Genomic DNA, 24270 nt, shown 5'->3' with positions numbered 1-24270 from the left:
GGAAGCGGAATGAAGATGGCGTTATGGCGGCGAAAGGCGAAACAGGCGAACATCATCATCAAAGATCATGTCCTGCGCTATGTGGAAGCAAAGCCGGGGCAGCCGCCCGAGGCGAGGCGATGGGGCGAGCGAGCCTTGCCGCCCGGCATCATTCACGATGGAAAAATCGCCGATCGGGAAACGTTGGCGATGATTTTGGACGAATGTGTTGACGAATGGAAACTTGACGGGCGGCGTGTCCGCTTTGTCGTTCCCGATCCGTTTGTGATGATCCGCCATTTGCCGCTTCCCGCTCATTTGTCGGACGAGGACATACGCGGCTATTTGTTTATGGAGCTTGGTGAATCGATTCCGCTTCCGTTCGCCGATCCGGTGTTTGACTACGTCGTGGCCGAGAGAACAAACGAGGTGCTGAACGTGCTGTTGTTTGCCGCGCCGGAAGAGGCGGTGGCCGAATATGCGGCGCTCTTGGAAGACGCAGGCCTGCGCCCGGTGGCGGCCGATGTGTCCCCGCTTTGCGCCTATCGCCCGTTTTTTGTTGCCGGACAAGCCGCGGCGGACGACCACATTTTGCTTGTCCAGTTTGACGAATCGGCTGTCAATTTGAGCGTCTTCCACCGCCATTTGCCGCAGTTTATGCGCCATGTGCCGCTTGAGGCGCCCGGGGAGCGAACGATGCCGATCGTTGACCCGTTTGCGGAGGTGTATAAGGAAATCGAGCGGATGATGAGCTTTTATTCGTTTTCCATCCAGCAAGGAAAACAGCAAATTACGCGCCTCTTCCTCACCGGCGACCATCCGCGGCTTGACGATTTGTTTGCCGTTATGTCAGAGCGGCTTGATGTGCCGCCGGAGCGGCTTTCTCGCTCGCTTGATCCGTTGCCGGACCGTTATCATCTCGCCTGGGGATTGGCGTTGAAAGAAGGAATGGCTGACCATGATCGTTGACATCAACTTGCTGCCGCGCAAAGAGCCGCGCCGTGCGGCGGGCGCCGTGCTGGCGGCCTTCGCGGTTTTTCTTCTGCTGCTTGGCGCTGGGGGAGGCTACTGGCTGATGGAGCGTGCGAATCAACGGCTCGCGGCGCTTGAAGGGGAGCTTCGGCAAGTGCGCGCCGAGCAGGCGGCGATGGAGGCGAAGGGAAAAACGACGGAGCAGCAGCAAGCTGAGCAAGAGCTTGCTAAAGCGGTCGAATGGGCGAACCGTTATCCGCTCAAAACGGTGCCGCTGTTGCGTGCGTTGGCCAAACAACTGCCGGAGCGCGGCTTTATCATGAACTTTTCGTATGCCGGCCAAAAGACGGTGACGATGACAGTGCAGTTTGATGCGGCGGAAGAAGCGGCCTATTATTTAGATCGGCTTGAGGAAGTTCATTTGGTCAAAGCCGTCAAATTGACCGGCATCTCGGCCAGCGGCGAAAGCGGCGGGGCAGAGGGGGAAACGATCGTGCCGCGGTATATCGCGCAATATGAACTGGAACTTCAGCCGACAGGAAAAGAGGGGGACAACGAATGATGGGCCGTTTTGGAAAATGGCCGCTCGTGTTTACCGGGGTGTTTCTTCTTGCCGCTCTTTTGTTTGCCGCTTTCTATGTTTTTGTGCTCATGCCGCGCTACGAACAAATGGATCGGCTCGAGGCGGTCGTACAAAGCGAGAAAAACGTGTTGGCTGCAATGAAAAAGCAGGCGGCGGGGAATCGAGAAGAAACGGCAGAGAGCCTGGCGGCTTTGCAGAGGAAAGTGCCGGTGCGCCCGTTCGCCGACCAACTGTTACTGGCGTTTCAAAAAGCGGAATATATTTCTGACAGCCGGCTATTGAGCGTCAGCTTCGCTGAAGGGAAAGGAACCGGAGAATCTCCTTCGCAAGGGAACGCGAATGGAGCGGAAAGCAAGGCGCCCGGAGACAAGGCGTTGATTCCTCCAAGCGGCATCCAGTCTATTACCGCCCAATTGACGGTGGAATCTCCCTCCTATTATCAGCTTGAACGGTTTTTAGAGGTGCTTGAGCACTCTGAGCGCATTTTGGCGGTGGAAGGATTGACGTTTACCGGCCCGCCGGAGTTGACGTCCACCGCTGTCGACGTGCAACCGCTCGCCTATTCCATCAATGTCCGCGCCTTTTACGCGCCGCAGCTTGAGAAATGGAAGCAGCTCATTCCCATCCGCGATGTCCCTCCGCCAAGCGGTAAAGACAATCCGCTCGTGGAGGTGGCGCCGTCTTCGGACCGATAGAGAGGATGGTGGAAGTCCGATATGCTCATTCGCATGAAGAGGGGAATGACCCTCATTGAGCTGTTGGCTGTGCTTGTGATCATCGGCATGGTGGCGATGATCGTCGGTCTTGCTATGTGGACGGTGATCGACCGTGCGCGCGAGCGGGCGTTTGTTTCCAATGCGTATGGACTATATGAAGCGGCGCGGCTGTATGTCGGCGTGGAAAAAGTGGAGTTTTTGCCAGCCCGTTCTTCTGCCATATTGTTGTATGGCGAATTGGTGGGCAACGGTTTGTTGGATCCAATCGAAGATCCGTTTACCGGAAATGTATTGCCGCCGGAAACAAATCCATCGTACGTGCTTGCCACAAAGCGGGAAGACGGCGGGATTGAGTACGCTGTCTGCTTGAAAGGTGAGACAAAGCAGCTTTGCACCTATGAGGGGCGCGAGCAGCCGATTCCTGTCGAAGCGCTGGGGACGGAGATGATTCGTGACCGATAATGTCGGAAAATGAAGAAAAGAAGCAGGAACAAGGCGACAAATGTCTTGTTCTTTTTTTTTCTCTTTATGGTAAGATAGGCGAAAGAAATCGAAGTGTGAAAAAGGACGGTGGCAAAATGGACAAGCAGCGTCCGGGCATTACGGTGAACATTAACGGACAATCGCGGCCGTTTACCATTGAACAACCATCGGACGAGCAACAGGATGAACCCAGCGGACAGAAGCACAGAGCGGCTTCGCCGGCCGCTTCTTCCGTTGGTGGAACCTCGGTCGGATATCTTTCGCTCAGCCCTCGGCAGGGGGGCAGCCTTCCAGACGGTGGAGACGCAACGGATTGCGGGCGCAACGGCGGACAAGAAACGGAAACAGAAGTGATGGCCGTTGCTGAAAAGGAGGGGGCTGCCGCTATGGAAGATGATGAACCGATCTTTTCCATTTCAGAGGCAGTCCCCAAGAAGAAAGTCGGCAAAACGCGCCGGCCGTGGCTGCCGTCGCACGTCAAGCCGCTGTTTCTCGCGGCGGCAGTCGCGGCGCTTGTCGGCATGGCATTTGGCATGGTGATGCTTCGTCTTGTCCCGAAGGAAAAAGCGGAGCCATCGCCGGCGGCGGAAGCGTTGACAGAACTGACGGAGGATGGAGCGGTTTCGGGCAGAGGACGTGCGGAAAGCGAGTTGCCCGCCCCGTTTTCGGTCGCTGTCATTCAGGCCGGCGTCTACTCAAATGCGGATTCGGCGGCGCGGGCAGCCGAATCGATTCGACAGGCCGACGTGCCGGTCGTGGTGGCTGGAAAACAGCCGGCGGCTCTCTATATTGCGGTTGGCGCGGATAAGGAAGCGCTGCGGGCGGTCAACGACCAATACCGAGGAGCGGTGCCGAGCACGTACGTAAAGGAGCTGTCGTTTGCGGCCGACACGAAGGCGCGCCGGTCGGATATCGTCCAAAAAGGAGAGGCGCTATACAAAAGCATGGCAGCAGTTTCCGCCGCTTTGCTCGCCGGCAAGGATGTGAGCGACGGGGAATGGAAGGCGCTGAGCAAGGTGTACGGCTCGTTTGAAAAAAGCGAAACACCCAACGACAACACGGTCAAGAAATATGCCGAGTCGCTGAAGCAGGCGTATTTGGCGCTTGTTGCCTACAAGGAGGGGGAGGAAAAAGAGCTGCTGAACAAAACCCAGCAGCTACTGCTTGAGGCGCTTGCCGTTTACATGGAGTTGGTTCCGCTGCGGAGCTGAACGGCTCCGTTTTTTGTTTTTTCGCCCACCTGCAGAAATTGCCTTTCACCGCAAAATTTGCTACGATACAAATGAATCTTCCGAACCGAAACGAAGAAAGGAGAATGACGATGCCCCCACGGTTCGTGCTTGCCTCTCGTTCCCCGCGCCGCAGGCAAATCCTCGAGCTGGCCGGCTGGGCGTTTGACGTGCAGGAAAGCCAGGCCGATGAGACGATCCCCCCCGGAATGCCGCCCGACGCAGCCGTTCAATTGCTGGCCCGCCGGAAAGTGGGAGCGGTTGCGCCGTCTGCGCCCGGTGCCTTCGTTCTTGGCGCCGACACGATCGTCGTGTGCAACGGACGCTTGTTGGGAAAACCGCGCACCGAAACAGAAGCGTTTGACATGCTGCGGCTTTTGTCCGGACGAACGCATGATGTTTGGACCGGTGTCGCGATCGCGGCGCCGCACGGGAAGACTGTGTCATTCGCTGAAAAAACAGCGGTGACGTTTTGGGAGTTGAGCGATGAGGAAATCACATCCTACATCGCCACCGGAGAGCCGATGGACAAGGCGGGGGCGTACGGCATTCAAGGACGGGCTGCCTTGTTTGTCAGGCGGATTGAGGGGGATTATTTGACGGTCGTCGGCTTGCCGCTGTCGCGGACGGCACGGGAGCTGCGCCGGCTTGGATGGCCGCCTTACGGAATGGAGACGTGATTGTTTCAGCAAAGGATGTTCAGTCTGGGGCTTCGCCATGGCCGCGAGACGGCATGGGGACGCGATGTGGCCAAGCAGCTGGGCGCCTGCAGCGCGCCAGCCGTTTGGTCGAACAAAAATACGAAAAGGGAGGAATACAATGGCGTGGATGATCCGCGATGTGCCGAAAGACAGCCGTCCGCGCGAACGGATGTTGTCGTCGGGGCCGGAAAGCTTGGCAGACCATGAATTTCTGGCGATTTTGTTGCGCACCGGAACGAAGGACGAGTCGGTCGTGCAGCTTGCCCAACGCTTCCTTCGCCACTTTGAAGGGCTAAGGCTGCTCAAAGACGCAACAGTGGAAGAAATGACGAATATTAAAGGAATCGGGCCGACAAAAGCGGCGCAAATTTTGGCGGCGTTGGAACTCGGCCGCCGCATCCACCAATCCGGCTATAACGACCGCTATGTGATCCGCTGCCCGGAGGACGGAGCCAAATATGTGATGGAAGATATGCGGTTTTTGTCGCAAGAACATTTTGTTGCGATTTATTTGAATACAAAAAACCAAGTTATTTATCGCAAAACGGTGTTCATCGGCAGCTTAAACGCTTCAATTGTCCACCCGCGCGAAGTGTTTAAAGAGGCGATCAAACGATCCGCCGCCTCTGTCATTTGCGTGCACAACCACCCCTCCGGTGATCCAACCCCAAGCCGCGAAGACATCGATGTCACCAAACGGCTCGCGGAATGCGGCCGCATTATCGGCATTGAGCTGTTGGACCATCTTATCATCGGCGATCAAAAATTCATCAGTCTGAAAGAAAAAGGCTATGTCTAACGGTTCTCATTTTTTGTCGAATCAGTTATAATATCAACTATGAGTTTTTCCGAATCCGTTTAGGCGGTGCTGTACAATTTATAAATGACTGACATCCGACCAATTTGGCCAATAGAAAAATGATAATACGCATTTCGTTTCGGAAAGGAAGATCAACGATATGTTTGGGATTGGAACGAAAGATCTTGGGATCGATTTAGGGACAGCGAACACGCTTGTTTATGTCAAAGGAAAAGGGATCGTCTTGCGCGAGCCGTCCGTCGTCGCCATTCAGCGCGACACGAAGCAAATTGTTGCGGTCGGCAACGAGGCGAAAAACATGATCGGGCGCACGCCCGGCAACATCGTGGCGCTGCGGCCGATGAAAGACGGCGTCATCGCCGATTATGAGACGACAGCGACGATGATGAAATATTATATTCGCAAAGCCATCAAGACGAAGGGATTGTTTGCCGGCAAGCCGTATGTGATGGTGTGCGTGCCGTATGGCATTACAGCGGTCGAGGAGCGGGCGGTCATCGATGCGACGCGCCAGGCCGGAGCGCGCGACGCCTATACGATTGAAGAGCCGTTTGCGGCTGCAATCGGCGCTAACTTGCCGGTATGGGAGCCGACTGGCAGCATGGTCGTCGACATCGGCGGCGGCACGACCGAAGTGGCGGTCATTTCGCTCGGCGGCATCGTGACGAGCCAGTCGATTCGCATTGCCGGTGATGAAATGGATGAAGCGATCATCCAATACATTCGCAAGTCGTATAACCTCATGATCGGCGAACGGACAGCCGAGGCGATTAAAATGGAAATCGGTTCAGCCGGAAATCCGGAAGGAATCGGAAACATGGAAATTCGCGGCCGCGATTTATTGACGGGCTTGCCGAAAACGATCGAAATCAGCGCCGAGGAAGTGGCTGAGGCGCTTCGCGACACGGTTTATGCCATTGTGGAATCCGTGAAAAACACGCTTGAAAAAACGCCGCCGGAGCTAGCGGCCGACATTATGGATCGCGGCATCGTCCTGACGGGCGGCGGAGCTTTGTTGCGCAATTTGGATAAGGTCATCAGCCAAGAAACGGATATGCCGGTCATCGTCGCCGAAAATCCGCTTGACTGCGTGGCCATCGGTACAGGAAAAGCGCTCGACCACATCGACTTGTTCAAAAACAAGGCGAGAGACCATCGCTGACAGCAAGAAGGTGCCGACGCATGCCACAGTTTTTCGGAAATAAGCGCCTCATTTTTTTGCTTGTCAGCATCGTCATTCTCGTCATGTTGATCGGGTTTTCGCTGCGCAGCCGCGAGCAACTGACGTGGCCGGAGCAGTTTGTGAAAGACACGGTTGGCTTTGTCCAGCTTCTGTTCGGGAAGCCTGCGCAAGTGGTCGCGGGCTTCCTTGAAAATGTGAGCGACCTTCGCCATACATATGAGGAAAATCAATTGCTGAAGGCGAGGCTTGAGGAGTATGCGGCGCTGCAGGCCGAAGTGGAGTCGCTGCGCCAGGAAAACGAACGGTTGCGGGCGCTTCTCGATAAAAAAGAGAGTTTGCGCGATTTTATCCCCATTCAAGCGACCGTGATCGGACGGAATCCAGACCGTTGGCGGGAGACGGTGATCGTCAACAAAGGTGCGCAACACGGGGTGAAAAAAGATATGGCCGTCATTACCCCGGCTGGACTTGTCGGCAAAGTGCAGCATGCTTCCCAATTCACATCCACCGTCCAGCTGTTGAGCGCGCTTGACCAAAACAACCGCATTTCCGCGTATGTCCAAGGAAACGAAAATGTATTCGGCTTAATTGAAGGGTATGACAGCAAACGACGCGAACTGATCCTTGGCGAAATTCCAATTGACGCCAAAGTGAAGGAGAAGCAAAAAGTATTGACTTCCGGTCTCGGCGGCGTGTTTCCAAAGGGATTGCCGATCGGTGAAGTGACGGAAGTCAAACCGGATCAGTACGGGCTGACGCAAGTCATCTATGTCAAGCCGTTTGCCAACTTGTACGATGTGGACGACGTTATGATTGTGAAACGGACGATCGATGCAACACTGCAAGAAGAGGAGGAGGCAAAGTGAATAAGTGGCGTCTCCCTTTCCTTGCGGTGTTATGTTTTGTCAGTGAAAGCATTTTGGTTGATGTATGGCCGAAAGGCGATGTATACATCCGGTATTTTTTTGTTCCCCGCTTTTTTCTCATTTTTTTGGTGCTGATGGCTGTGCACTTCGGCGGAACGCGGGCGATGGGATACGGGGTTATTTTCGGGTTTCTGTATGATTGCGTCTATACGGAGCTGCTCGGCGTTTACGCGTTTGCCTATGCGCTCATCGCCTATGGAGCGGGCAAAGTGATGAGATGGTTTCACCAGAACTGGCTCGTTCTTTTTTTGTTGTCGTTGTTGGCTGTCGCGGTGCTTGACAGTTATGTGTACGGCATCCAGCTGTTGATCGGACGGACGGATTGGCCGTTTGCCGTCTTTTGGGGGCGCCGCTTATGGCCAACGCTGCTGTTAAACGCCGTGTTTTTGCTCGTCTTTTTGCACCCGCTTGAACGGTGGATGGCAAAAATTCGCCGGTCGGAGCAGGAAGAATAAAAGAGGAAAAACGGCCCGTTTTGTAGAATTATTCGTTGGGGTGAACGTTGTGGCAAAGCAAAAGCAGCAGTACGTGACGATTAAAGGGACGAAAGACGGGCTGACGCTGCAGTTGGATGACCGTTGTTCGTACGAGGACTTGTTGAAAGAAATCGAAGAGCGGCTCATCAAACGCGCCGGCGTTGCGCCAAACAGTCCGCTCGTCTCCGTGCATCTCAAAGTCGGGAACCGTTACTTGACGCCCGAACAAGAAGAGGAGCTGCGCGCGCTCATCCGCCGTTCCAAAAACTTGGTCGTCGATTCAATCGAAAGCAATGTCATATCGAAAGCGGAAGCGCTCGAATGGGTGCAAAAAATGAAAATTTCGGCTGTCCCGCGCATCGTCCGTTCCGGGCAAGTGCTTCATGTCGAAGGGGATTTGCTGCTGATCGGCGACGTCAACCCTGGCGGAACAGTCATCGCCGGGGGGAACATTTTCATCCTCGGCGCTTTGCGCGGCATTGCTCATGCTGGGTATAGCGGGAACAAAGAAGCTGTCATCGCCGCGTCGGTGATGAAGCCGATGCAGCTGCGCATCGGAGATGTGATGAACCGCGCTCCCGACTACAAAACGGACGAAGGAAATGAAATGGAATGCGCTTATGTTGATGAACATAACCAGATTGTTGTCGACCGCTTGCAGCTGCTCATGCATTTGCGGCCGAATTTGACGCGCTTAGAAAGGAGAATGTGACCGTGGGAGAAGCGATCGTCATCACTTCCGGGAAAGGCGGCGTCGGCAAAACGACGACGACCGCGAACCTTGGGACGGCCCTTGCCATTTTGGGGAAGCGGGTGTGCCTGGTCGATACGGACATCGGGCTGCGCAACCTTGATGTTGTGCTGGGGCTTGAAAACCGCATTATTTACGACTTAGTCGATGTCGTCGAAGGGCGCTGCACCGTGCAAAAGGCGCTTGTTAAAGATAAGCGGTTCGAGAACCATTTGTATTTGCTGCCGGCTGCGCAAACGAGCGATAAATCGGCGGTCAATCCGGGGCAGATGAAAGAGCTGATCGAGCAGCTGAAGCAAGAATACGACTATGTGCTCATCGACTGTCCAGCTGGCATTGAGCAAGGATACCGCAACGCCGTCGCCGGCGCGGATGAGGCGATCGTCGTCACGACGCCGGAAGTGTCGGCCGTCCGCGACGCCGACCGCATCATCGGCTTGCTTGAAGCGGAAGAGCACGTCAAGTCGCCGCGCTTGATCATCAACCGCATTCGCAGCCATATGATGAAAAACGGAGATATGCTCGATGTCGATGAAATCGTCATGCATTTGTCGATCGAGCTGCTCGGCATTATTGTCGACGATGAAAACGTGATCAAAGCGTCGAACCGCGGCGAACCGATCGTGCTCGACCCTAACAGCAAGGCGTCGATCGCTTACCGCAACATCGCCCGCCGCATCCTCGGCGAATCGGTGCCGCTGCCGCCGCTTGAGGAAGAGGAGAAAGGGTTGTTCTCAAAGATTCGAAAAATATTTAGCCTGAAATAGAGGAATGAGGGCAATTCCGGTAGGGAAATTGCCCTTTTTGTTTTGCCCCTCGTCTGTGCCAAGCGCCGCCAAGCTGTGCGAAAAACCTGCTTTTCACCGCCTTTTGAGTCGCAAACCATCATTTTTCGCCGCCGCGGCTGATCACGTCTGCATCGATGGGCAGATTCAGCGCCGCGAAAAACGCCTGCTCATATTCAAACGGGTTGTCTCATAAACTAGTACAAACGTTGTTAGAAAGGTGGAGGGGGGACGTATGGATCGACGCGTCCGTGAGATGAAAAAACGCATTGAAAAACGAAGAAGGGAACGTCAATATAAGGGGCAGGATCCAAAAGAATCTAGATGGAGCGCCGCTGATGAGGAGCGGTACGGGCTGCCGGTCGTTACGTACGACCGCTATTCGTTTGAATCGGGGCCGCACCCGCTGTTCCGCAAAGAGTGGTTTCTTTTTCAAACGCTCATCGCCGCTTGCCTTGTGCTCGTCACCGCCATTTTGTTCAAACATCCGTCCGCTTCGCTCGAGCCGGCCCGGCAGTTTGTCGCTCGGACGATGGAGACGGAATTTCAGTTCGCCGCTGTCTCGGCTTGGTATGAACAAACGTTTGGCGAGCCGCTCGCCTTTTTTGCACCGAAAAAAGAACAGGAAACAAAAACTGCCTCATCATACGCGGTGCCCGCATCCGGCCGCGTGCTGGAGAGCTTTGAAAAAAATGGCCAAGGGGTGATGATTGAAACCGCAAACGGCGAAAGTGTGGAAGCGATGAAAGAAGGGATCGTCACCTTTGCCGGCATGAAAGAGAATCTCGGGAAAACAGTCGTCATTCAGCATGCCGACGGCAGCGAGACGTGGTATGGCCATTTAGGGACGATATCGGTGAAACTATACGATTTTGTCGAAATGGGAAAAGAGATCGGCACCGTCCAAGCGAGCGAAACGGATAACCAAAAAGGGCTGTTTTATTTTGCCATTAAGCAGGGAGATAAATTTATTGACCCCATCCAGGTGATCTCCTTTGAATAAGTATATCGGGCTGCTTGGCAAACTGCATGTTCATCCGTTGTTATGGCTGATCGGCGGCATGGCGGTGCTGACCGCCCATTTTAAGCAGCTTTGTTTGCTGTTTTTTATCGTCCTTGTTCATGAGCTCGGCCATGCGGCGGCCGCGGCGTTTTTTTCGTGGCGGGTGAAACGGATTTTGCTGCTGCCGTTTGGCGGGGTAGCGGAAGTGGAAGAGCATGGAAACCGGCCGTTTCGCGAGGAGTGGATCGTGACGCTCGCCGGGCCGGCGCAGCATCTTTGGCTCGGGGCCGCAGCGTGTTTTTTCTGGAAGGCCGGTTGGATGGATGACGGGAGCTGGGAATTGTTTTTTCGCTATAACGTTGCTGTCTTCGGGCTGAACCTGCTGCCGGTTTGGCCGCTTGATGGCGGCAAACTGTTGTTTTTGCTGCTTTCGTATCGCCGCCCGTTCAGTGAGGCGCACCGGAATATGGTCGCCATCTCAGCGGCGATGCTCGTTGCCGGCGTGATCCTTTTGCTCGTCGCGGTGCCGCGCCAGTTGGAGTTGTGGGTGATCGCCGCTTTTTTGGCGCATGCCGTCTGGCAGGAGTGGAAGCAGCATCCGTATATCGTGATGCGCTTTTTGCTTGAACGGTATTACGGAAAAAAAGGCGACTATACAAGGCTGCAGACGATCACCGCCTCCGCCGAGGAGCGCATCTCGGCCGTGCTGCACCGCTTTTACCGTGGACAAAAGCATGCGATCGAGGTCACTGGCGGGAGCGGCGAGCGGATGACGCTCGATGAAAATGAGCTGCTGCATGCGTTTTTTGCGGAAAAGCGGACCGACGCGCCACTAGGTGCACTCATTTATTAAAGCGGCGACCGCCGCTTTTTTGTTGGCTTTTGTGGGGAAAATAGTGGTTGACGATAGGCTGTTTCTATGTTATTATAAATGACGTTGTAGACTTTTTGTCCCTTTCGGAAAGGACAAAAGAGGGCGGCTGTCGCAAAAAGACGCACCCGTACTACAACCGCTCAGCGCGGGTTGTGAAGCGTTCCATCCGGAACCGCCTTGACGCTGGCGAGTCTGAGTATTATGAAGGAGGTGCGATGCATGTACGCAATTATCGAAACTGGTGGCAAACAATTGAAAGTGGAAGAAGGCCAAGAAATTTACATTGAAAAATTGGATGCCAATGAAGGCGATACGGTCACGTTTGACAAAGTGTTGTTCATCGGCGGGGAAACGGTGAAAATCGGAAACCCGACGGTCGAAGGCGCAACCGTGACGGCGAAAGTGCAAAAACATGGCCGGCAAAAGAAAATCATCGTCTTCAAATATAAAGCGAAAAAGAACTATCGCCGCAAACAAGGCCACCGTCAGCCGTACACCAAAGTCGTGATCGAAAAAATCAACGCATAAGATGATTCGCGTCACGATTGAACGGGAGGCGGACGGCTGCATTCGCGCGTTTACGATGGAAGGGCATGCCCATTTTGCGAAACGCGGAGAGGACATTGTATGCGCCGGTGCTTCGGCGGTTTCGTTCGGCACGATCAACGCCATTGAGGAGCTCACCGGCGTCCGCCCGAATGTGTCGCTCGGCCAAGACGGCGGCTATCTTCGCTGTGAGCTTCCGAAGCTGGAAGAAGCAGCGACGGCAGAAAAAGTACAGCTTTTGCTCAAAGCGATGGTCGTCTCGCTGAAGACGATCGAACGCGATTACGGAAAATTCATCCGTGTAACATGGAAGTAGCAGGAGGTGACTGCCATGCTGAGACTCGATTTGCAATTTTTCGCTTCGAAAAAAGGGGTCGGTTCGACGAAAAACGGCCGCGACTCGATCGCGAAACGCCTTGGCGCGAAACGCGCTGACGGCCAATTCGTCACGGGCGGCTCGATTTTGTACCGCCAACGCGGAACGAAAGTCCATCCGGGCTTGAACGTCGGCCGTGGCGGCGATGACACGCTGTACGCCAAAATCGACGGCATCGTCCGTTTTGAACGGCTCGGCCGCGACCGCAAACGCGTGAGCGTCTATCCGGTCAGTCAAGAAGCGTAATATTGTTTCGAAAAACTCTAACCGTGGCGGTTAGAGTTTTTCTTTTTCCCCTCGAAAAACCGCTCCCGTTCGCTGTCAGAAAATGCTATAGTAAAAGTAAACTGTCCTCTCTAAAAAGGGAGAAGGAAACAACAGGCGGCGCGGGAAGCTGCGCTGCATTGAATAGGGGAGCGTTGCATGGAAAAGCGATGGACTGTCGTCGAAGTGATGCGCCATGCCCGCCATGACTGGCTGAACAAAATCCAGCTCATTAAAGGCCATTTGGCGCTCAATAAAGTGGAGCGGGTGCAAGAAATCATCAACGGCATTATCGGCGAAGCGCAGCAGGAAACGCGGTTAACGAACTTAAAGGCCGAACGGTTTGCTGAGCTGATGATGACGTACAACTGGGAGCCGCACCCGATTTTTCTTGAGTATGAAATTGTCGGCGGCGAGGCTGATTTGTCGCCGTATGACGAACAATTGAGCGAATGGTGCCGCCGGTTTTTTCGTCTGCTTGAGGCGCAGGCCGATGAGCAGGCGGAAAACCATTTATGCGTGACGATTGAGATTGCGGATGGGCGGGTGGGGCTCTTTTTTGACGGCCGCGGCGCATGGCGGGATGGTGATGCCATTCGCGCCTGCCTCGAGCGCTGTGAGCCATCAGCACCGCTTCGGCTCGTGTCGTTTGCTGTCGGGGCGGACGAATTGACGGTGGAGCTCGAGCTGCCGCTCGGCTCCGGGTCGCCTTATTGGTAAGCACATATTGACAGCATTGAATTGGCTCTGTATACAATAATAAATATTAGCTACACTCATTTTGTCATGATGGAAGCGAATCGGAGGAACAGCCATGTTTGTCGATCAAGTGAAAATTTATGTAAAAGGCGGGGACGGCGGCAACGGCATGGTCGCGTTCCGCCGGGAAAAATACGTCCCGAAAGGCGGTCCGGCCGGCGGGGACGGCGGCAAGGGCGGCGACGTCGTCTTCGTCGTGGACGAAGGGCTGCGAACGCTAATGGATTTTCGCTACCAGCGCCATTTTAAAGCGCCGCGTGGCGAAAACGGCATGTCGAAAAACCAGCATGGGAAAAATGCGGAAGACCTGCTCGTCAAAGTGCCGCCTGGGACGGTCGTTATCGATGCCGATACAAATGAGGTGCTCGCCGATTTGACGGAAGCCGGACAGCGGTTTGTCGTCGCCAGAGGCGGGCGCGGCGGGCGCGGCAACACCCGGTTCGCGACTGCGGCCAATCCGGCGCCGGAAATCGCCGAAAACGGCGAACCGGGCGAAGAGCGAAACGTCATTTTGGAATTGAAGCTGCTTGCCGATGTCGGGCTTGTTGGCTTCCCAAGCGTCGGCAAATCGACGTTGCTGTCGGTTGTTTCCGCCGCGCGGCCGAAAATCGCGGAATATCATTTTACAACGCTTGTGCCCAACCTAGGTGTTGTCGAAACAGAAGACGGCCGCAGCTTTGTCATGGCCGACTTGCCGGGGCTGATTGAAGGCGCCCATCAAGGGGTGGGGCTTGGGCATCAGTTTTTGCGCCATATTGAACGGACACGCGTCATCGTCCATGTCATCGACATGGCGGCGGTGGAAGGACGCGACCCGTATGACGATTACGTCGTCATCAACGAGGAGCTGAAACAGTACAATTTGCGCTTGACCGAGCGGCCGCAAATTGTTGCCGCCAATAAAATGGACATGCCAGGTGCCGAAGAAAACTTGCGCCGCTTCAAAGAGAAAGTCGGCGAGGCGGTGCCGGTCTTTCCAATTTCAGCCGCGACAAGGCAAGGGGTGCGCGAGCTTTTGTTTGCCATTGCGGATTTATTGGAAACAACGCCGGAGTTCCCGCTCCATGAACCGGAAGAGCCGGCTGTGCAGCGTGTCGTCTATAAGTATGAGAAAGAGAAGCCGCCGTTTACGATCACCCGCGGCAGCGACGGAGCGTTTATTCTATCTGGCGATAAAATCGAAAAGCTGTTGAAAATGACCGATTTCTCGCGTGAAGAATCGGTGCGCCGCTTCGCCCGCCAGCTGCGGGCCATGGGGGTGGACGATGCGCTGCGCGAGCGCGGGGCGCAAGACGGCGACACCGTCCGGCTGCTCGATTACGAGTTTGAGTTTGTCGACGACTGGGATGAACGGTAAAAAGTGGGGGAAGGTGCGGTGGAGAAAAAATTTTACTTGGTGCGCGAAGATGTCCTGCCGGAAGCGATGAAAAAAGTCGTGCTGGCTAAGCAGCTGCTTGAGCGGAAAAAAGCCGCCTCGGTCGCCGAGGCGGCGCAACTTGCGAACATCAGCCGCGGCGTCTTTTACAAATACCGCGACGCCATTTTTCCGTTTCAGGCGGTGACGAAAGAAAATATCGTGACGTTGTTTTTCCATTTGGAAGACCGCTCGGGCACGCTGTCACAGCTGCTTGGCGTCGTGGCGGCGGCCGGCTGCAACGTGTTGACGATCCACCAGACGATCCCGCTGCAAGGGCGGGCGAACGTGACGCTTTCCGTCAGTACGAACGATATGCATGAAGACATCGATGACCTGTTGGGGAAGTTGAGAAGGCTTGAATTTGTCGAAAAAGTGGAAATTGTCGGTTCAGGAGTGTATTAAAGCAAGGGAGAGGCAAACGAAATGAAAATCGGCTATTTAGGACCGAAGGCGACGTTTACCGAAGCGGCGGTCGCGGCGCTGTTTCCGTCGGAGCCGCGCGAGCCGTACAATACGATTCCCGACTGCATCGACGCCGCCGCCGCTGGGGAAATTAAGGCGGCCGTTGTGCCGCTTGAGAATGCATTGGAAGGGTCGGTCAACTTAACGCTCGATTATTTGATTCATGAACAGCCGCTGCCGATCATCGGCGAAATTGTCGTCCCAATCGAGCAGCATTTGCTTGTGCACCCGTATCATGCCCCACACTGGCGCGAAGTGAAAGAGGTGTACTCGCACGCACACGCCATCGCCCAATGCCGCAAATTTTTACATACGGTGCTCAAAGGCGCCAGTCAAGTGCCGATGACATCGACGAGCGCTGCCGCCAAATTTGTGAGCGAACACCCCCACTTGCCGGCGGCCGCGATCGCCAACCGGCTCGCTGCCAACGAATATGGGCTGGTGATCGTCCAAGAGAATATTCACGACTATGACTACAACCATACGCGCTTCATCGTTGTCAGCCGGCGGAATGAGCCGCTTTCGCCCAACTCGCCGCTTTATGCCGGCGACAAAACGACTGTCGTTGTGATGTTGCCGCAAGACCATCCTGGCGCGCTCCATCAGGTGCTGTCGGCGTTTGCCTGGCGGCGGCTCAACTTGACGAAAATTGAGTCGCGTCCGGCGAAAACAGGTCTCGGAAACTACTTTTTCATCATTGATATCGACGCGCCGCTCGACGAGGTGCTCATTCCGGGAGCGATCGCCGAAATCGAAGCGCTCGGCTGCACGGTGCAGCTGTTGGGCAGTTATCCATATTATTTTGCCTAAAACAGGTGAAAAACGCGAACGGTGTGTTCCTGTCCGCGTTTTTTTCTTTACGTGCATGCGGTTTCCGTTTAGGCTTCAATTAAAAAGCCGGCTTGTTTCAAAGCGTGGCAGGCGGCATCCAGTTTCAGCGGTGAGTCGGCCTCAAGCGTATGCAAATGCGTCCCATCCGTCAACTGAAGCAAATACGACGATTTCGTCGCTTCGATTTTGGCGATAAACTGGTCCACTTCCAGGCGGTTGCTGACCATGATCGACGCGGTCAAGTCGCCGTAGACCGGATGTTCGATTTTGACGTCTTTCACCGTCACGCCGCAGTCCACGAGCAAATACAGCTCTTCTTTCGTCCGCTCGGGCGTATGGAAGCAGGCGACCGTTCGCGTATACGTTTTGGCCGGCTCAGCCGGCTTTAAATACAGATATCCTTGGCTTGTCGCGATAATCGGTTCGTTGCGCGCCTTTAACAGCGAAATGTCTTGGACGATCACCTGGCGGCTGACGTTCGTTTTCGCCGCCAACTCGGCGCCGGTAAGCGGTGTGTCGCTTTCTTTCAGCCACTGCAAAATGAGCTGGCGCCTTGCTTCCCCTAAAATTTTCTTTTCCTCCTTCATCCTGTCCATCCCCCCTTTTGCGGCAAGATCACTGTTCGAGCGTGGATACGAGTTCGTCAATGTCAGATTGTGTCGTCGCCATGCCGAAGGAGATGCGGACGAACTGCTTCGCTTCTTCCGGCGTTTTTCCGACGGCGAGCATCGTCCGCGACGGCGCCTGCTGTCCAACCTGGCAGGCGCTGCCGGTGGAAATGGCGATGCCGGCGCGGTTGCATTCGAGCATCACCAGCTGCCCGTCCAACCCGTTAACGGTCAAACCGACAATGTGGGCGAGCCGGTAGTCGGGATGGCCTTCGACCGTGATCGGCAGCTGTTTGACGGTGATGGCGTCAAGCAGCCGGCGGCGCAGCCGTTCGAAGTGCGCTTGCTCGCTTTCCATCCGATCGTACAGCTGCTTTGCGGCTGTGATGAAGGCGGCGATACCCGGCACGTTGACCGTTCCCGGGCGAAAGCCGGATTCATGCGTCGCTCCCCGAAACACCGGACTCCAATGGCGGCGCGGATCGATATACACCGCTCCGACGCCTTTCGGCCCGTACACTTTATGGGCGGACACCGAGATGCTGTCAATCGCCATGGCTTTGACGTCTAGCTGTATTTTAGCAAAAGTTTGGACGCAATCGCTATGGAAAAGGACGCCGCGCGCCCGCAGCAGGCGGCCGATGTCGGCAAGCGGCTGGGTGGTGCCGATTTCCGAGTTGGCGTGCTGGATGGAAGCGAGAATCGTCTGCGGCGTGATCGCCCGCTCCAAATCTTCGAGACGGATGCGTCCAAAACGGTCGACCGGCAAGTAAGTGACACGGTACCCCTCTGTTTCCAACTGTTTGAACAGATGATGGAGAGAGGCGTGCTCGATTTCCGTCGTAATCAAATGATTTCCGTTCTGCCGGCGGGCGGCGACGAGCGAACGGACCGCGAGCACGTTCGCTTCCGTGCCGCCGCTTGTGAAATACACCCCTTCCGCTTCCCCGTTGATCATGGCGGCCAACTCGCGCCGGCATAAGGTGAGCAGTTGTTTTTCTTTCGTTCCGATGTCATGCAGGCTGCTTTCGTTGCCAAAATAAACAGCTGCTGCTTCGGCGTAGGCCGCAATGGCTTCTTGGCACATCGGTGTAGTCGCTGCATAGTCCAAATAAATCATCGTTTCCCGCCTCACTTCATTTTTTTCAGCAAACCTCTTGCCATTAGTTTAAATATGTGTAAATATAGATGTCAAGACATGTGGAAAGAAAGGGGCGTCCAAACATGGGAGAAGGCGGCGTTGTGATTGTCGGCAGCGGACTGGCGGTGTTAACGGTCGCTTACTATTTGCCGCGGCATGAAAATGTGATGATCTTCACAAAGAAAGGCCGATCGGACAGCAACTCATGGCGGGCGCAAGGCGGGGTGGCGGATATGGAGTTCATCCAGTTTCATCCGACGATGTTGGCCACCATAGGAAAAGCGGTCGGGCTTGTATCGGAGGCGGTGCGCGGCGAGGGAGCGGTGTTAGAGACGGAAGACGGGCGGCGCCTCGTGCGGACGAAAGAAGAATGGGCCTGTTTGCCGGCTGGACGGTGAATGAGCCAAGTGAACAAAGAGGGGGATGGGACATGAACGAGGTAAAGCTTGAGCAATTGCTGCGGCAGTTTTTTCTTGAAGATATCGGCGATGGCGATATCACATGTGAAACGGTTTTTCCTGCCGATGAGCGGGCGGCAGGCGTGTTTGCCGCGAAAGCGGACGGGGTCATAGCAGGCGTCGGCATCATTGCAGCCGGATATCGGCTGCTTGATCCGCGCATCGAAGTATCGATTATGAAACGGGACGGCGAGCGGGTCGCAGCCGGCGAAGCGATCGCCGCTGCATCCGGCCCGGTCAGAGCGCTGTTGTCCGGCGAGCGCGTCATTTTGAATTTGCTTCAGCGCCTAAGCGGCATCGCCACCGTGACGCGCCAAGCCGTCGATTTGCTCGGTGACAGTCATACGCGCATTTGCGACACAAGGAAAACAACTCCCGGGCTGCGCATGCTTGAAAAGTATGCCGTCACGTGCGGGGGCGGCTACAACCATCGCTTTGGCTTGTATGATGGCGTCATGATCAAAGACAACCATATCGCCTTTTGCGGATCGATCGCCGACGCGGTCAAAGCGGGGGCAGACGTCATTATGTTTGACAACCGGACGCCGGATGAAGTGCGTTCGTTTGTCCGGCTCGTGCCAAAGCCGATCATCACCGAAGCGTCCGGGGGAATTACGCTCGTCAACGTAGCAGCGTACGGCGCGACCGGCGTCGACTACATTTCGCTCGGATTTTTAACCCATTCCGCTCGAGCGCTTGACATTAGTTTTGATTTACAATGACGGGGGGAGAAAATAATGAACGTACTGGAGCAGCTAAAACGGCTCGATGACATACCAGAGCGCTATAGAACGATGGAAAAAAGCGAGCTCGAGGCCCGCGCTCGGTCGATAAAAGAGCGGCTCGGCCGCCGCTTGTTTATCCCTGGGCATCACTACCAAAAAGATGAAGTCATCCAGTTTGCCGATGCGACCGGCGATTCGCTTCAACTGGCCCAACTGGCGGCAAAAAACGATGAAGCGGAGTATATCGTATTTTGCGGCGTCCACTTTATGGCGGAAACGGCCGACAGCATCACCGTTCCGAACGAAGTGGCCTGTCAGGCGAAAGCGGCGCTTGACCGCATGCTTGCTCTTGCCTAGTTCCCCAACCCGGCGTGACGGAATCGCTTCCGTCCGGCCGGGGATTTTTTTATCATAAATGGGCGCTCATCGTCATACATTGTGTTGAAAGACGATATCGGGAAACAAGCATCGGTCGGATAGAGTGCAAACAGTATCGGTGTAGGAGGGGGAGCGGAGTGAAAATCCATATTGTTCAGAAGGGAGATACTCTTTGGAAAATAGCCCAAAAATATGGGGTTGATTTTGAACAATTGAAAAAAATAAATGGGCATGTAAGCGACCCGGATATGATTATGCCCGGAATGAAAATCAAAGTGCCGACGGCGGGAGTGCCGGTCAAAAAAGAAACAAAATGGCAGGCGCCGCCGAAAAAAGCGAAAATAGAAGAGCACCCATACGCGGAAGCCAAGCCGTTCGTTTCGATCGACATTGATACAGAGTTCGGCGCCGTTGCTCCAGAAGGCAAAACGCCGGCGAATGACGCACCGGCCAACGAAGCGCCGAAAGCGGCGGTGAAGGAAGCACCGAAGGCGCCGGTGGGCGAAGCGCCGAAAGCGGCGATGAAGGAAGCACCGAAGGCGCCGGTGGGCGAAGCGCCGAAAGCGGCAGTGAAGGAAGCACCGAAGGCGCCGGTGAGCGAAGCGCCGAAAGCGGCGGTGAAGGAAGCACCGAAGGCGCCGGTGAGCGAAGCGCCGAAAGCGGCGGTGAAGGAAGCACCGAAGGCGCCGGTGAGCGAAGCGCCGAAAGCGGCGGTGAAGGAAGCACCGAAGGCGCCGGTGAGCGAAGCGCCGAAAGCGGCGGTGAAGGAAGCACCGAAGGCGCCGGTGAGCGAAGCGCCGAAAGCGGCGGTGAAGGAAGCACCGAAGGCGCCGGTGAGCGAAGCGCCGAAAGCGGCGGTGAAGGAAGCACCGAAGGCGCCGGTGAGCGAAGCGCCGAAAGCGGCGGTGAAGGAAGCACCGAAGGCGCCGGTGAGCGAAGCGCCGAAAGCGGCGGTGAAGGAAGCACCGAAGGCGCCGGTGAGCGAAGCGCCGAAAGCGGCGGTGAAGGAAGCACCGAAGGCGCCGGTGAGCGAAGCGCCGAAAGCGGCGGTGAAGGAAGCACCGAAGGCGCCGGTGAGCGAAGCGCCGAAAGCGGCGGTGAAGGAAGCACCGAAGGCGCCGGTGAGCGAAGCGCCGAAAGCGGCGGTGAAGGAAGCACCGAAGGCGCCGGTGAGCGAAGCGCCGAAAGCGGCGGTGAAGGAAGCACCGAAGGCGCCGGTGAGCGAAGCGCCGAAAGCGGCGGTGAAGGAAGCACCGAAGGCGCCGGTGAGCGAAGCGCCGAAAGCGGCAGTGAAGGAAGCACCGAAGGCGCCAGTCAGCGAAACACCGAAAGCGACGGGGAAAGGGGAGCTGAAAGTACCTGTCAACGAAACACCAAACGCACCAGTAAATGAAACACCGAATGTGCCGGTCAATGAGGCGCCAAATGCCGCGAACGCCGAGGGAGCGAAAACGCCGACTGTCGAACCGCCGTTTGTGCATACGATCCCGCCGGCCGCTGCGTCCTCTCACGTTTCATTTGCCAAATCGTTGTCGAATCTGCCGCCGATTCCGCCGAAGCCGAGCAATATTTTACCTGGCATTATGAAAGAGGAAACAGGAGAAAGCCCGGATAAACTGAAAGGGGAGCAGATGGAACCGGAAAGTGATGAAGCGCCGCCGCTTCCGAACATTCCATACGTTCCGGTCGCGCCGCCGCCAGCGCCGGCGTTTGGCAGTGATCAAGGATGTGTGCCGGTGACGCCGATTTTGCCGGGGCCAGGGTTTTATGTGCCGCCGTTGCCAGCGATGCCGCCGTATTCTCCGCTGCCCAATCCGCCGGCCGGGGAAAGCCCAGAAAGCGGTGCAGCACCTTATCCAGGCATCAGTGAAAGCAGCAGTGAATCGGCGGAGTCCCCACCGCTTCTTGGGCCGGGTGGACATGGGGCTGCCATCCCGCCGGCGCCGCCAGCGGGAGCCGCTTTCGCTTCGCCGGGATACGCGCCGCCCGGGGTGTATGCGCCTCCGGCTGGGTATCCGCCAGTTGCCTATATGCCTGTATATTCGCCGGTTCCGCACTATGGGGGGTATGCACCGCCTGGCGTGTACGTGCCGCCGGCTCCATACGGGTATGCCCCACAACAGGCGGCGCCGCTTCCGTGGCCGGGCGTCGTCTACCCGACAAGCCCGCCTGGGTATGCGCCTTCGCCTGCTCCGCCGGCCGCCAGCCCGCGCCTGTTTGCCGGACCGCCGGATGAGGAGAGCGAACATGGTGAAGAACAATAATCCAATCGAAAGAGACGCCGTCGGCCGTCTCTTTTTTCTTCTTGACCGCCAATATCGGCTTGTTATTCAACAAGTTGTGGCATTGAAACCGCATGTCTTCGCCATTGCCGCCCGGCAAGGAATGTTTGTCGCCAAAGCGTATCGCTTTCCTGTTGCGGCCGCGCGGCACGCCTGGCTTCTTGCCGCATTAAGGAAGACCGGTTTTTCCGACGCGCCGGCCCCTATGCCGATCGGGCGCGGAGGAGTGGTTGAAGCCGGCGGATGCTATTGGCTGCTGACGGAATATGTAGCCGGAGCGCGTCCAATCTCGTTTGCCGCTTGGGCTGACGCCGCTGACGGACTTCATTTGCTCGAACGTTACCATACCATAACGGCAAACATCGCCAGCAGCAAGCAGGAGGCGATAGGGCTACCGCGTGCGCAGCTGTATGACAAATGGCGGCGCCGCTATGAGGAGTTTTGCCGACATTTGCCTGTTGTTGAAACGATCATGGACAAAGAAGACATTTTATTTACGCTGCGCTGGGCGGATTACTGTCTATCAACGTGTCGCGAGCATGCTCCAGAGTTGACGGAGGATTCTGCTGCCATCATTCATGGTGATGTCGCCTCCCATAATTTTTTGCGCACCACAACCGGCCAGATGTACCTCATCGACTATGACGCGGCCGCTCTTGCCTCGCCCGGGCTTGACTATTGCCAATACGCCAATCGCCTCTTGCCGTATATCGGTTGGTCATATTCAACACTCGCCCGTTTCGCTCCGCTTCGCCGTTGGTTGGAAAAACGCTGGTTTTTGCATGCGCTCTTATTTCCGGCTGATGTGTTTCGTGAATGGCGGTCAGCCGCCGCGCGCCGCCGCCCTCTTGTGTTTGACCGCAAGCGGAGAGAACGGTTTGTCCGTAGCCTTTATGCTATGCTACAATGAGAAATGGAATCTTTGGAAAAGGAGTCGAGGGCGGATGCAAGAAAAAATTGACAAACTCGTGCAATGGTTGCGTGACCAAGTCTCATCAGCCGGTTTAAACGGGGCGGTCGTCGGCATCAGCGGCGGCATCGACTCGGCGGTTGTCGCCCATTTGATTAAGCGTGCCTTTCCGGACGATTCGCTGGGGCTGATCATGCCTTGCAAAAGCAATCCGAAAGATATGGAAGATGCGCTGAAAGTGGTGAAAAGCTGCGGCATCTGGCATTTGGTCATCGATTTGACCGAGGCGCACCGGACGTTGTTTGGCGCGGTCGAGGCCGAGCTGAAAGCCATCGGGGAATGGAGCGAAGAGCGCGCGCGCCTCGGAGATGCGAATACAAGGGCGCGTTTGCGCATGACAACGTTGTATGCGGTCGCCAACAATTACGGCTATCTCGTCGTCGGTACGGACAACGCCGCCGAATGGCATACGGGCTACTTTACGAAATACGGTGACGGTGGAGTCGATTTAGTGCCGCTCATTCACTTTACAAAAGGCGAAGTGCGCGAAATGGGTCGTCTGCTCGGCGTCCCGGAAGAAATTATCAAGAAAGCTCCAAGCGCCGGACTGTGGGAAGGGCAGACGGATGAAAGCGAAATGGGCACGACGTATGAAATGATCGATAAATATTTAAAAGGGGAAGAGATTCCAGAACGCGATCGGAAAATTATTGAACGGCTTCATGAACGTTCGCATCATAAACGACAGTTGGCGATTGCGCCGCCGAAGTTTTAAGCTGTCATCTCGTTGGGTTGAACTAACAGCGATAAACCCCCCGCGTTTGCCGCAAGCTAAACGTAAGGCTGGCTTCATGCCAGCCTTGGGCGAAGGAAACCAAGGGGGGTTTTCCATTGAGATACGCGGTCAGATGGATCGGCGTGTTGTCGGTCGCCGGATTGCTCGCCTCATGCACCAACTACCGGGCGAATGAGGAAGGGGCGCAGCGTTATCATGATGCGGCGAGACCGATCGGTTTTTACTCGACGGAGCGAGGCGACGATTTCCGCTATGGCCAATATGGGACGAATGCGCTCAATTATGACAACCGTTATATATGGGCGCGCCGCGGTCCGGTCACCGATTATTTGACGGACGACGGCCGCCTCGGAGGACCAGCAGCGACCCGGTTTGACACGGACGTTCCGGCTCTTCCGCCCGACGTCGATTTCGGTGACAGTGATTACAACTACCATGGGCATTTGCACTCGCTAAACGTCGATCCGCACCCGTCGTACTACCGAAGCTATGCCGGCGGTTTGGCTGAGAAGCTTTCCCGCCGCGCCGCAGCGGTGAACGGAGTCGACGATGCCCGCGCGGTTGTGTATGGCGATCAGGCGCTCATCGCGATTGCCACAGACGCCCGCCATCCCAAGCGGCTTGAGAAGCGTGTCGAGCAAGCGGTCGCTCCGTACGCGGACGGCAAGCGGGTGCGCGTCACCTCGAATCCGAGCATGTACCACCGCATTCGCACGATTGACAACGCGCTTCGACGCGGGACTCCAATCAATATGGAAGAAATCCGCCGTGATTTGCGCACCATTTTTATCGATGGCACGATTCAAGAACGGCCGGAAAACACTCGGTGACAAACC

General features: G+C 55.9%; 28 protein-coding genes, 2 pseudogenes and 1 other annotated feature. Of the genes and pseudogenes, 28 read left to right on the top strand and 2 right to left on the bottom strand.

Features of this window, described 5'->3' with window-relative positions:
- The first annotated feature begins 9 nt into the window (after positions 1-9).
- From pilM to pheA, 21 genes are all read left to right on the top strand, one after another.
- Positions 10-948 (top strand): type IV pilus biogenesis protein PilM, encoded by a 939-nt coding sequence (gene pilM / locus QSJ10_RS11160; protein WP_053532377.1) that lies wholly within the window; start codon positions 10-12, stop codon positions 946-948.
- Entirely contained in the window at positions 938-1513 is a 576-nt protein-coding gene (locus QSJ10_RS11155) for a PilN domain-containing protein (RefSeq protein ID WP_033014287.1), read from the top strand. Before pilM ends, QSJ10_RS11155 begins: the two co-directional genes overlap by 11 nt.
- Positions 1510-2229 carry a hypothetical protein gene (locus QSJ10_RS11150; RefSeq protein ID WP_053532376.1) on the top strand — a complete coding sequence of 240 codons (720 nt, stop codon included), beginning with the start codon at positions 1510-1512 and terminating at the stop codon, positions 2227-2229. Before QSJ10_RS11155 ends, QSJ10_RS11150 begins: the two co-directional genes overlap by 4 nt.
- A 21-nt stretch (positions 2230-2250) precedes the next feature.
- Complete coding sequence (locus tag QSJ10_RS11145; RefSeq protein WP_033014283.1) at positions 2251-2712, top strand: type II secretion system protein; 462 nt, start codon at positions 2251-2253, stop codon at positions 2710-2712.
- Positions 2713-2828: 116 nt separating this feature from the next.
- On the top strand, positions 2829-3944 hold the full coding sequence (locus QSJ10_RS11140) for a hypothetical protein (protein WP_053532398.1): 1116 nt from the start codon (positions 2829-2831) through the stop codon (positions 3942-3944).
- Positions 3945-4054: 110 nt separating this feature from the next.
- Positions 4055-4642, top strand: a complete 588-nt coding sequence (locus QSJ10_RS11135; protein ID WP_033014281.1) for a Maf family protein — start codon at positions 4055-4057, stop codon at positions 4640-4642.
- Between the two features lie 139 nt (positions 4643-4781).
- On the top strand, positions 4782-5462 hold the full coding sequence (gene radC / locus QSJ10_RS11130) for a RadC family protein (protein ID WP_053532375.1): 681 nt from the start codon (positions 4782-4784) through the stop codon (positions 5460-5462).
- Positions 5463-5622: 160 nt separating this feature from the next.
- Positions 5623-6645: a rod shape-determining protein gene (locus QSJ10_RS11125; RefSeq protein ID WP_033014277.1), complete on the top strand. Its 1023-nt coding sequence runs from the start codon at positions 5623-5625 to the stop codon at positions 6643-6645.
- Positions 6646-6665: 20 nt separating this feature from the next.
- Positions 6666-7532 (top strand): rod shape-determining protein MreC, encoded by an 867-nt coding sequence (gene mreC / locus QSJ10_RS11120; protein WP_033010591.1) that lies wholly within the window; start codon positions 6666-6668, stop codon positions 7530-7532.
- The gene (gene mreD / locus QSJ10_RS11115; protein ID WP_033014275.1) at positions 7529-8047 is read left to right on the top strand and encodes a rod shape-determining protein MreD; all 519 of its coding nucleotides are present in this window, start codon (positions 7529-7531) and stop codon (positions 8045-8047) included. Before mreC ends, mreD begins: the two co-directional genes overlap by 4 nt.
- Before the next feature lie 49 nt (positions 8048-8096).
- Entirely contained in the window at positions 8097-8780 is a 684-nt protein-coding gene (minC, locus tag QSJ10_RS11110) for a septum site-determining protein MinC (protein WP_162839632.1), read from the top strand.
- Between the two features lie 2 nt (positions 8781-8782).
- Positions 8783-9586, top strand: coding sequence for a septum site-determining protein MinD (gene minD / locus QSJ10_RS11105; protein WP_033014273.1), 804 nt, complete (start codon positions 8783-8785; stop codon positions 9584-9586).
- A gap of 253 nt (positions 9587-9839) precedes the next feature.
- On the top strand, positions 9840-10607 hold the full coding sequence (locus QSJ10_RS11100; RefSeq protein WP_053532374.1) for a M23 family metallopeptidase: 768 nt from the start codon (positions 9840-9842) through the stop codon (positions 10605-10607).
- On the top strand, positions 10600-11460 hold the full coding sequence (locus QSJ10_RS11095; protein WP_053532373.1) for a M50 family metallopeptidase: 861 nt from the start codon (positions 10600-10602) through the stop codon (positions 11458-11460). The genes QSJ10_RS11100 and QSJ10_RS11095 overlap by 8 nt, the downstream gene beginning before the upstream one ends.
- Before the next feature lie 145 nt (positions 11461-11605).
- Positions 11606-11685: a sequence feature (ribosomal protein L21 leader region), on the top strand.
- Positions 11686-11700: 15 nt separating this feature from the next.
- Positions 11701-12009, top strand: a complete 309-nt coding sequence (gene rplU, locus QSJ10_RS11090) for a 50S ribosomal protein L21 (RefSeq protein ID WP_033010949.1) — start codon at positions 11701-11703, stop codon at positions 12007-12009.
- A gap of 1 nt (position 12010) precedes the next feature.
- Positions 12011-12343, top strand: coding sequence for a ribosomal-processing cysteine protease Prp (locus QSJ10_RS11085; protein ID WP_033014268.1), 333 nt, complete (start codon positions 12011-12013; stop codon positions 12341-12343).
- Between the two features lie 15 nt (positions 12344-12358).
- Entirely contained in the window at positions 12359-12649 is a 291-nt protein-coding gene (gene rpmA, locus QSJ10_RS11080) for a 50S ribosomal protein L27 (RefSeq protein ID WP_008881065.1), read from the top strand.
- 177 nt (positions 12650-12826) lie between these two features.
- Positions 12827-13387, top strand: a complete 561-nt coding sequence (locus QSJ10_RS11075; RefSeq protein ID WP_033010953.1) for a sporulation initiation phosphotransferase B — start codon at positions 12827-12829, stop codon at positions 13385-13387.
- A gap of 94 nt (positions 13388-13481) precedes the next feature.
- Positions 13482-14783, top strand: coding sequence for a GTPase ObgE (gene obgE, locus QSJ10_RS11070; RefSeq protein WP_033014266.1), 1302 nt, complete (start codon positions 13482-13484; stop codon positions 14781-14783).
- 18 nt (positions 14784-14801) lie between these two features.
- Positions 14802-15245, top strand: a complete 444-nt coding sequence (locus QSJ10_RS11065) for an ACT domain-containing protein (protein WP_033010955.1) — start codon at positions 14802-14804, stop codon at positions 15243-15245.
- Between the two features lie 21 nt (positions 15246-15266).
- Positions 15267-16115 (top strand): prephenate dehydratase, encoded by an 849-nt coding sequence (pheA, locus tag QSJ10_RS11060; protein ID WP_033010956.1) that lies wholly within the window; start codon positions 15267-15269, stop codon positions 16113-16115.
- A 68-nt stretch (positions 16116-16183) separates the two neighbouring features.
- On the opposite strand, the gene QSJ10_RS11055 is transcribed toward pheA, so the two are convergent.
- Together QSJ10_RS11055 and QSJ10_RS11050 are read right to left on the bottom strand one after the other, a co-directional pair.
- Positions 16184-16723: a transcription repressor NadR gene (locus tag QSJ10_RS11055; protein WP_033014264.1), complete on the bottom strand. Its 540-nt coding sequence runs from the start codon at positions 16721-16723 to the stop codon at positions 16184-16186.
- A 28-nt stretch (positions 16724-16751) separates the two neighbouring features.
- Positions 16752-17864 (bottom strand): IscS subfamily cysteine desulfurase, encoded by a 1113-nt coding sequence (locus QSJ10_RS11050; protein WP_033014262.1) that lies wholly within the window; start codon positions 17862-17864, stop codon positions 16752-16754.
- Positions 17865-17932: 68 nt separating this feature from the next.
- Between QSJ10_RS11050 and QSJ10_RS11045 the strand changes: the two are divergent.
- The 7 genes and pseudogenes from QSJ10_RS11045 to QSJ10_RS11015 form a co-directional block, all read left to right on the top strand.
- Positions 17933-18241: pseudogene (locus tag QSJ10_RS11045) on the top strand (FAD-binding protein); the annotation flags it as partial.
- A gap of 74 nt (positions 18242-18315) precedes the next feature.
- Entirely contained in the window at positions 18316-19065 is a 750-nt protein-coding gene (gene nadC / locus QSJ10_RS11040; protein ID WP_033014259.1) for a carboxylating nicotinate-nucleotide diphosphorylase, read from the top strand.
- A gap of 15 nt (positions 19066-19080) precedes the next feature.
- Positions 19081-19362, top strand: a pseudogene (nadA, locus tag QSJ10_RS11035) (quinolinate synthase NadA); the annotation flags it as partial.
- A gap of 221 nt (positions 19363-19583) precedes the next feature.
- A complete protein-coding gene (gene safA, locus QSJ10_RS11030) occupies positions 19584-21710 on the top strand; it encodes a SafA/ExsA family spore coat assembly protein (protein ID WP_289493241.1) in 2127 nt (708 codons plus the stop codon).
- On the top strand, positions 21694-22638 hold the full coding sequence (locus QSJ10_RS11025) for a phosphotransferase (protein ID WP_033014807.1): 945 nt from the start codon (positions 21694-21696) through the stop codon (positions 22636-22638). The genes safA and QSJ10_RS11025 overlap by 17 nt, the downstream gene beginning before the upstream one ends.
- Positions 22639-22672: 34 nt before the next feature.
- Positions 22673-23413 carry an NAD(+) synthase gene (gene nadE, locus QSJ10_RS11020; RefSeq protein WP_053532216.1) on the top strand — a complete coding sequence of 247 codons (741 nt, stop codon included), beginning with the start codon at positions 22673-22675 and terminating at the stop codon, positions 23411-23413.
- 116 nt (positions 23414-23529) lie between these two features.
- Positions 23530-24264 carry a YhcN/YlaJ family sporulation lipoprotein gene (locus QSJ10_RS11015; RefSeq protein WP_033014804.1) on the top strand — a complete coding sequence of 245 codons (735 nt, stop codon included), beginning with the start codon at positions 23530-23532 and terminating at the stop codon, positions 24262-24264.
- Positions 24265-24270 lie beyond the last annotated feature (6 nt).

The sequence above is a fragment of the Geobacillus stearothermophilus ATCC 12980 genome (assembly GCF_030369615.1).
Lineage (GTDB): Bacteria > Bacillota > Bacilli > Bacillales > Anoxybacillaceae > Geobacillus > Geobacillus stearothermophilus.
Note: the sequence above shows the minus strand (reverse complement) of the source record. Positions and strands in the feature narration are given on the sequence as shown.

Bases quoted from the DNA above. Each gene is read 5' to 3' on its own strand.
- QSJ10_RS11075 (WP_033010953.1), top strand. From the start codon at position 12,827: ATGGAAAAGCGATGGACTGTCGTCGAAGTGATGCGCCATGCCCGCCAT.
- QSJ10_RS11025 (WP_033014807.1), top strand. From the start codon at position 21,694: ATGGTGAAGAACAATAATCCAATCGAAAGAGACGCCGTCGGCCGTCTC.
- QSJ10_RS11150 (WP_053532376.1), top strand. From the start codon at position 1,510: ATGATGGGCCGTTTTGGAAAATGGCCGCTCGTGTTTACCGGGGTGTTT.
- QSJ10_RS11145 (WP_033014283.1), top strand. From the start codon at position 2,251: ATGCTCATTCGCATGAAGAGGGGAATGACCCTCATTGAGCTGTTGGCT.
- QSJ10_RS11085 (WP_033014268.1), top strand. From the start codon at position 12,011: ATGATTCGCGTCACGATTGAACGGGAGGCGGACGGCTGCATTCGCGCG.
- pheA (WP_033010956.1), top strand. From the start codon at position 15,267: ATGAAAATCGGCTATTTAGGACCGAAGGCGACGTTTACCGAAGCGGCG.
- radC (WP_053532375.1), top strand. From the start codon at position 4,782: ATGGCGTGGATGATCCGCGATGTGCCGAAAGACAGCCGTCCGCGCGAA.
- QSJ10_RS11140 (WP_053532398.1), top strand. From the start codon at position 2,829: ATGGACAAGCAGCGTCCGGGCATTACGGTGAACATTAACGGACAATCG.
- QSJ10_RS11155 (WP_033014287.1), top strand. From the start codon at position 938: ATGATCGTTGACATCAACTTGCTGCCGCGCAAAGAGCCGCGCCGTGCG.
- mreC (WP_033010591.1), top strand. From the start codon at position 6,666: ATGCCACAGTTTTTCGGAAATAAGCGCCTCATTTTTTTGCTTGTCAGC.
- obgE (WP_033014266.1), top strand. From the start codon at position 13,482: ATGTTTGTCGATCAAGTGAAAATTTATGTAAAAGGCGGGGACGGCGGC.
- QSJ10_RS11050 (WP_033014262.1), bottom strand. From the start codon at position 17,864: ATGATTTATTTGGACTATGCAGCGACTACACCGATGTGCCAAGAAGCC.
- rpmA (WP_008881065.1), top strand. From the start codon at position 12,359: ATGCTGAGACTCGATTTGCAATTTTTCGCTTCGAAAAAAGGGGTCGGT.
- QSJ10_RS11135 (WP_033014281.1), top strand. From the start codon at position 4,055: ATGCCCCCACGGTTCGTGCTTGCCTCTCGTTCCCCGCGCCGCAGGCAA.
- QSJ10_RS11100 (WP_053532374.1), top strand. From the start codon at position 9,840: ATGGATCGACGCGTCCGTGAGATGAAAAAACGCATTGAAAAACGAAGA.
- nadE (WP_053532216.1), top strand. From the start codon at position 22,673: ATGCAAGAAAAAATTGACAAACTCGTGCAATGGTTGCGTGACCAAGTC.
- rplU (WP_033010949.1), top strand. From the start codon at position 11,701: ATGTACGCAATTATCGAAACTGGTGGCAAACAATTGAAAGTGGAAGAA.
- QSJ10_RS11125 (WP_033014277.1), top strand. From the start codon at position 5,623: ATGTTTGGGATTGGAACGAAAGATCTTGGGATCGATTTAGGGACAGCG.
- QSJ10_RS11055 (WP_033014264.1), bottom strand. From the start codon at position 16,723: ATGAAGGAGGAAAAGAAAATTTTAGGGGAAGCAAGGCGCCAGCTCATT.
- pilM (WP_053532377.1), top strand. From the start codon at position 10: ATGAAGATGGCGTTATGGCGGCGAAAGGCGAAACAGGCGAACATCATC.
- nadC (WP_033014259.1), top strand. From the start codon at position 18,316: ATGAACGAGGTAAAGCTTGAGCAATTGCTGCGGCAGTTTTTTCTTGAA.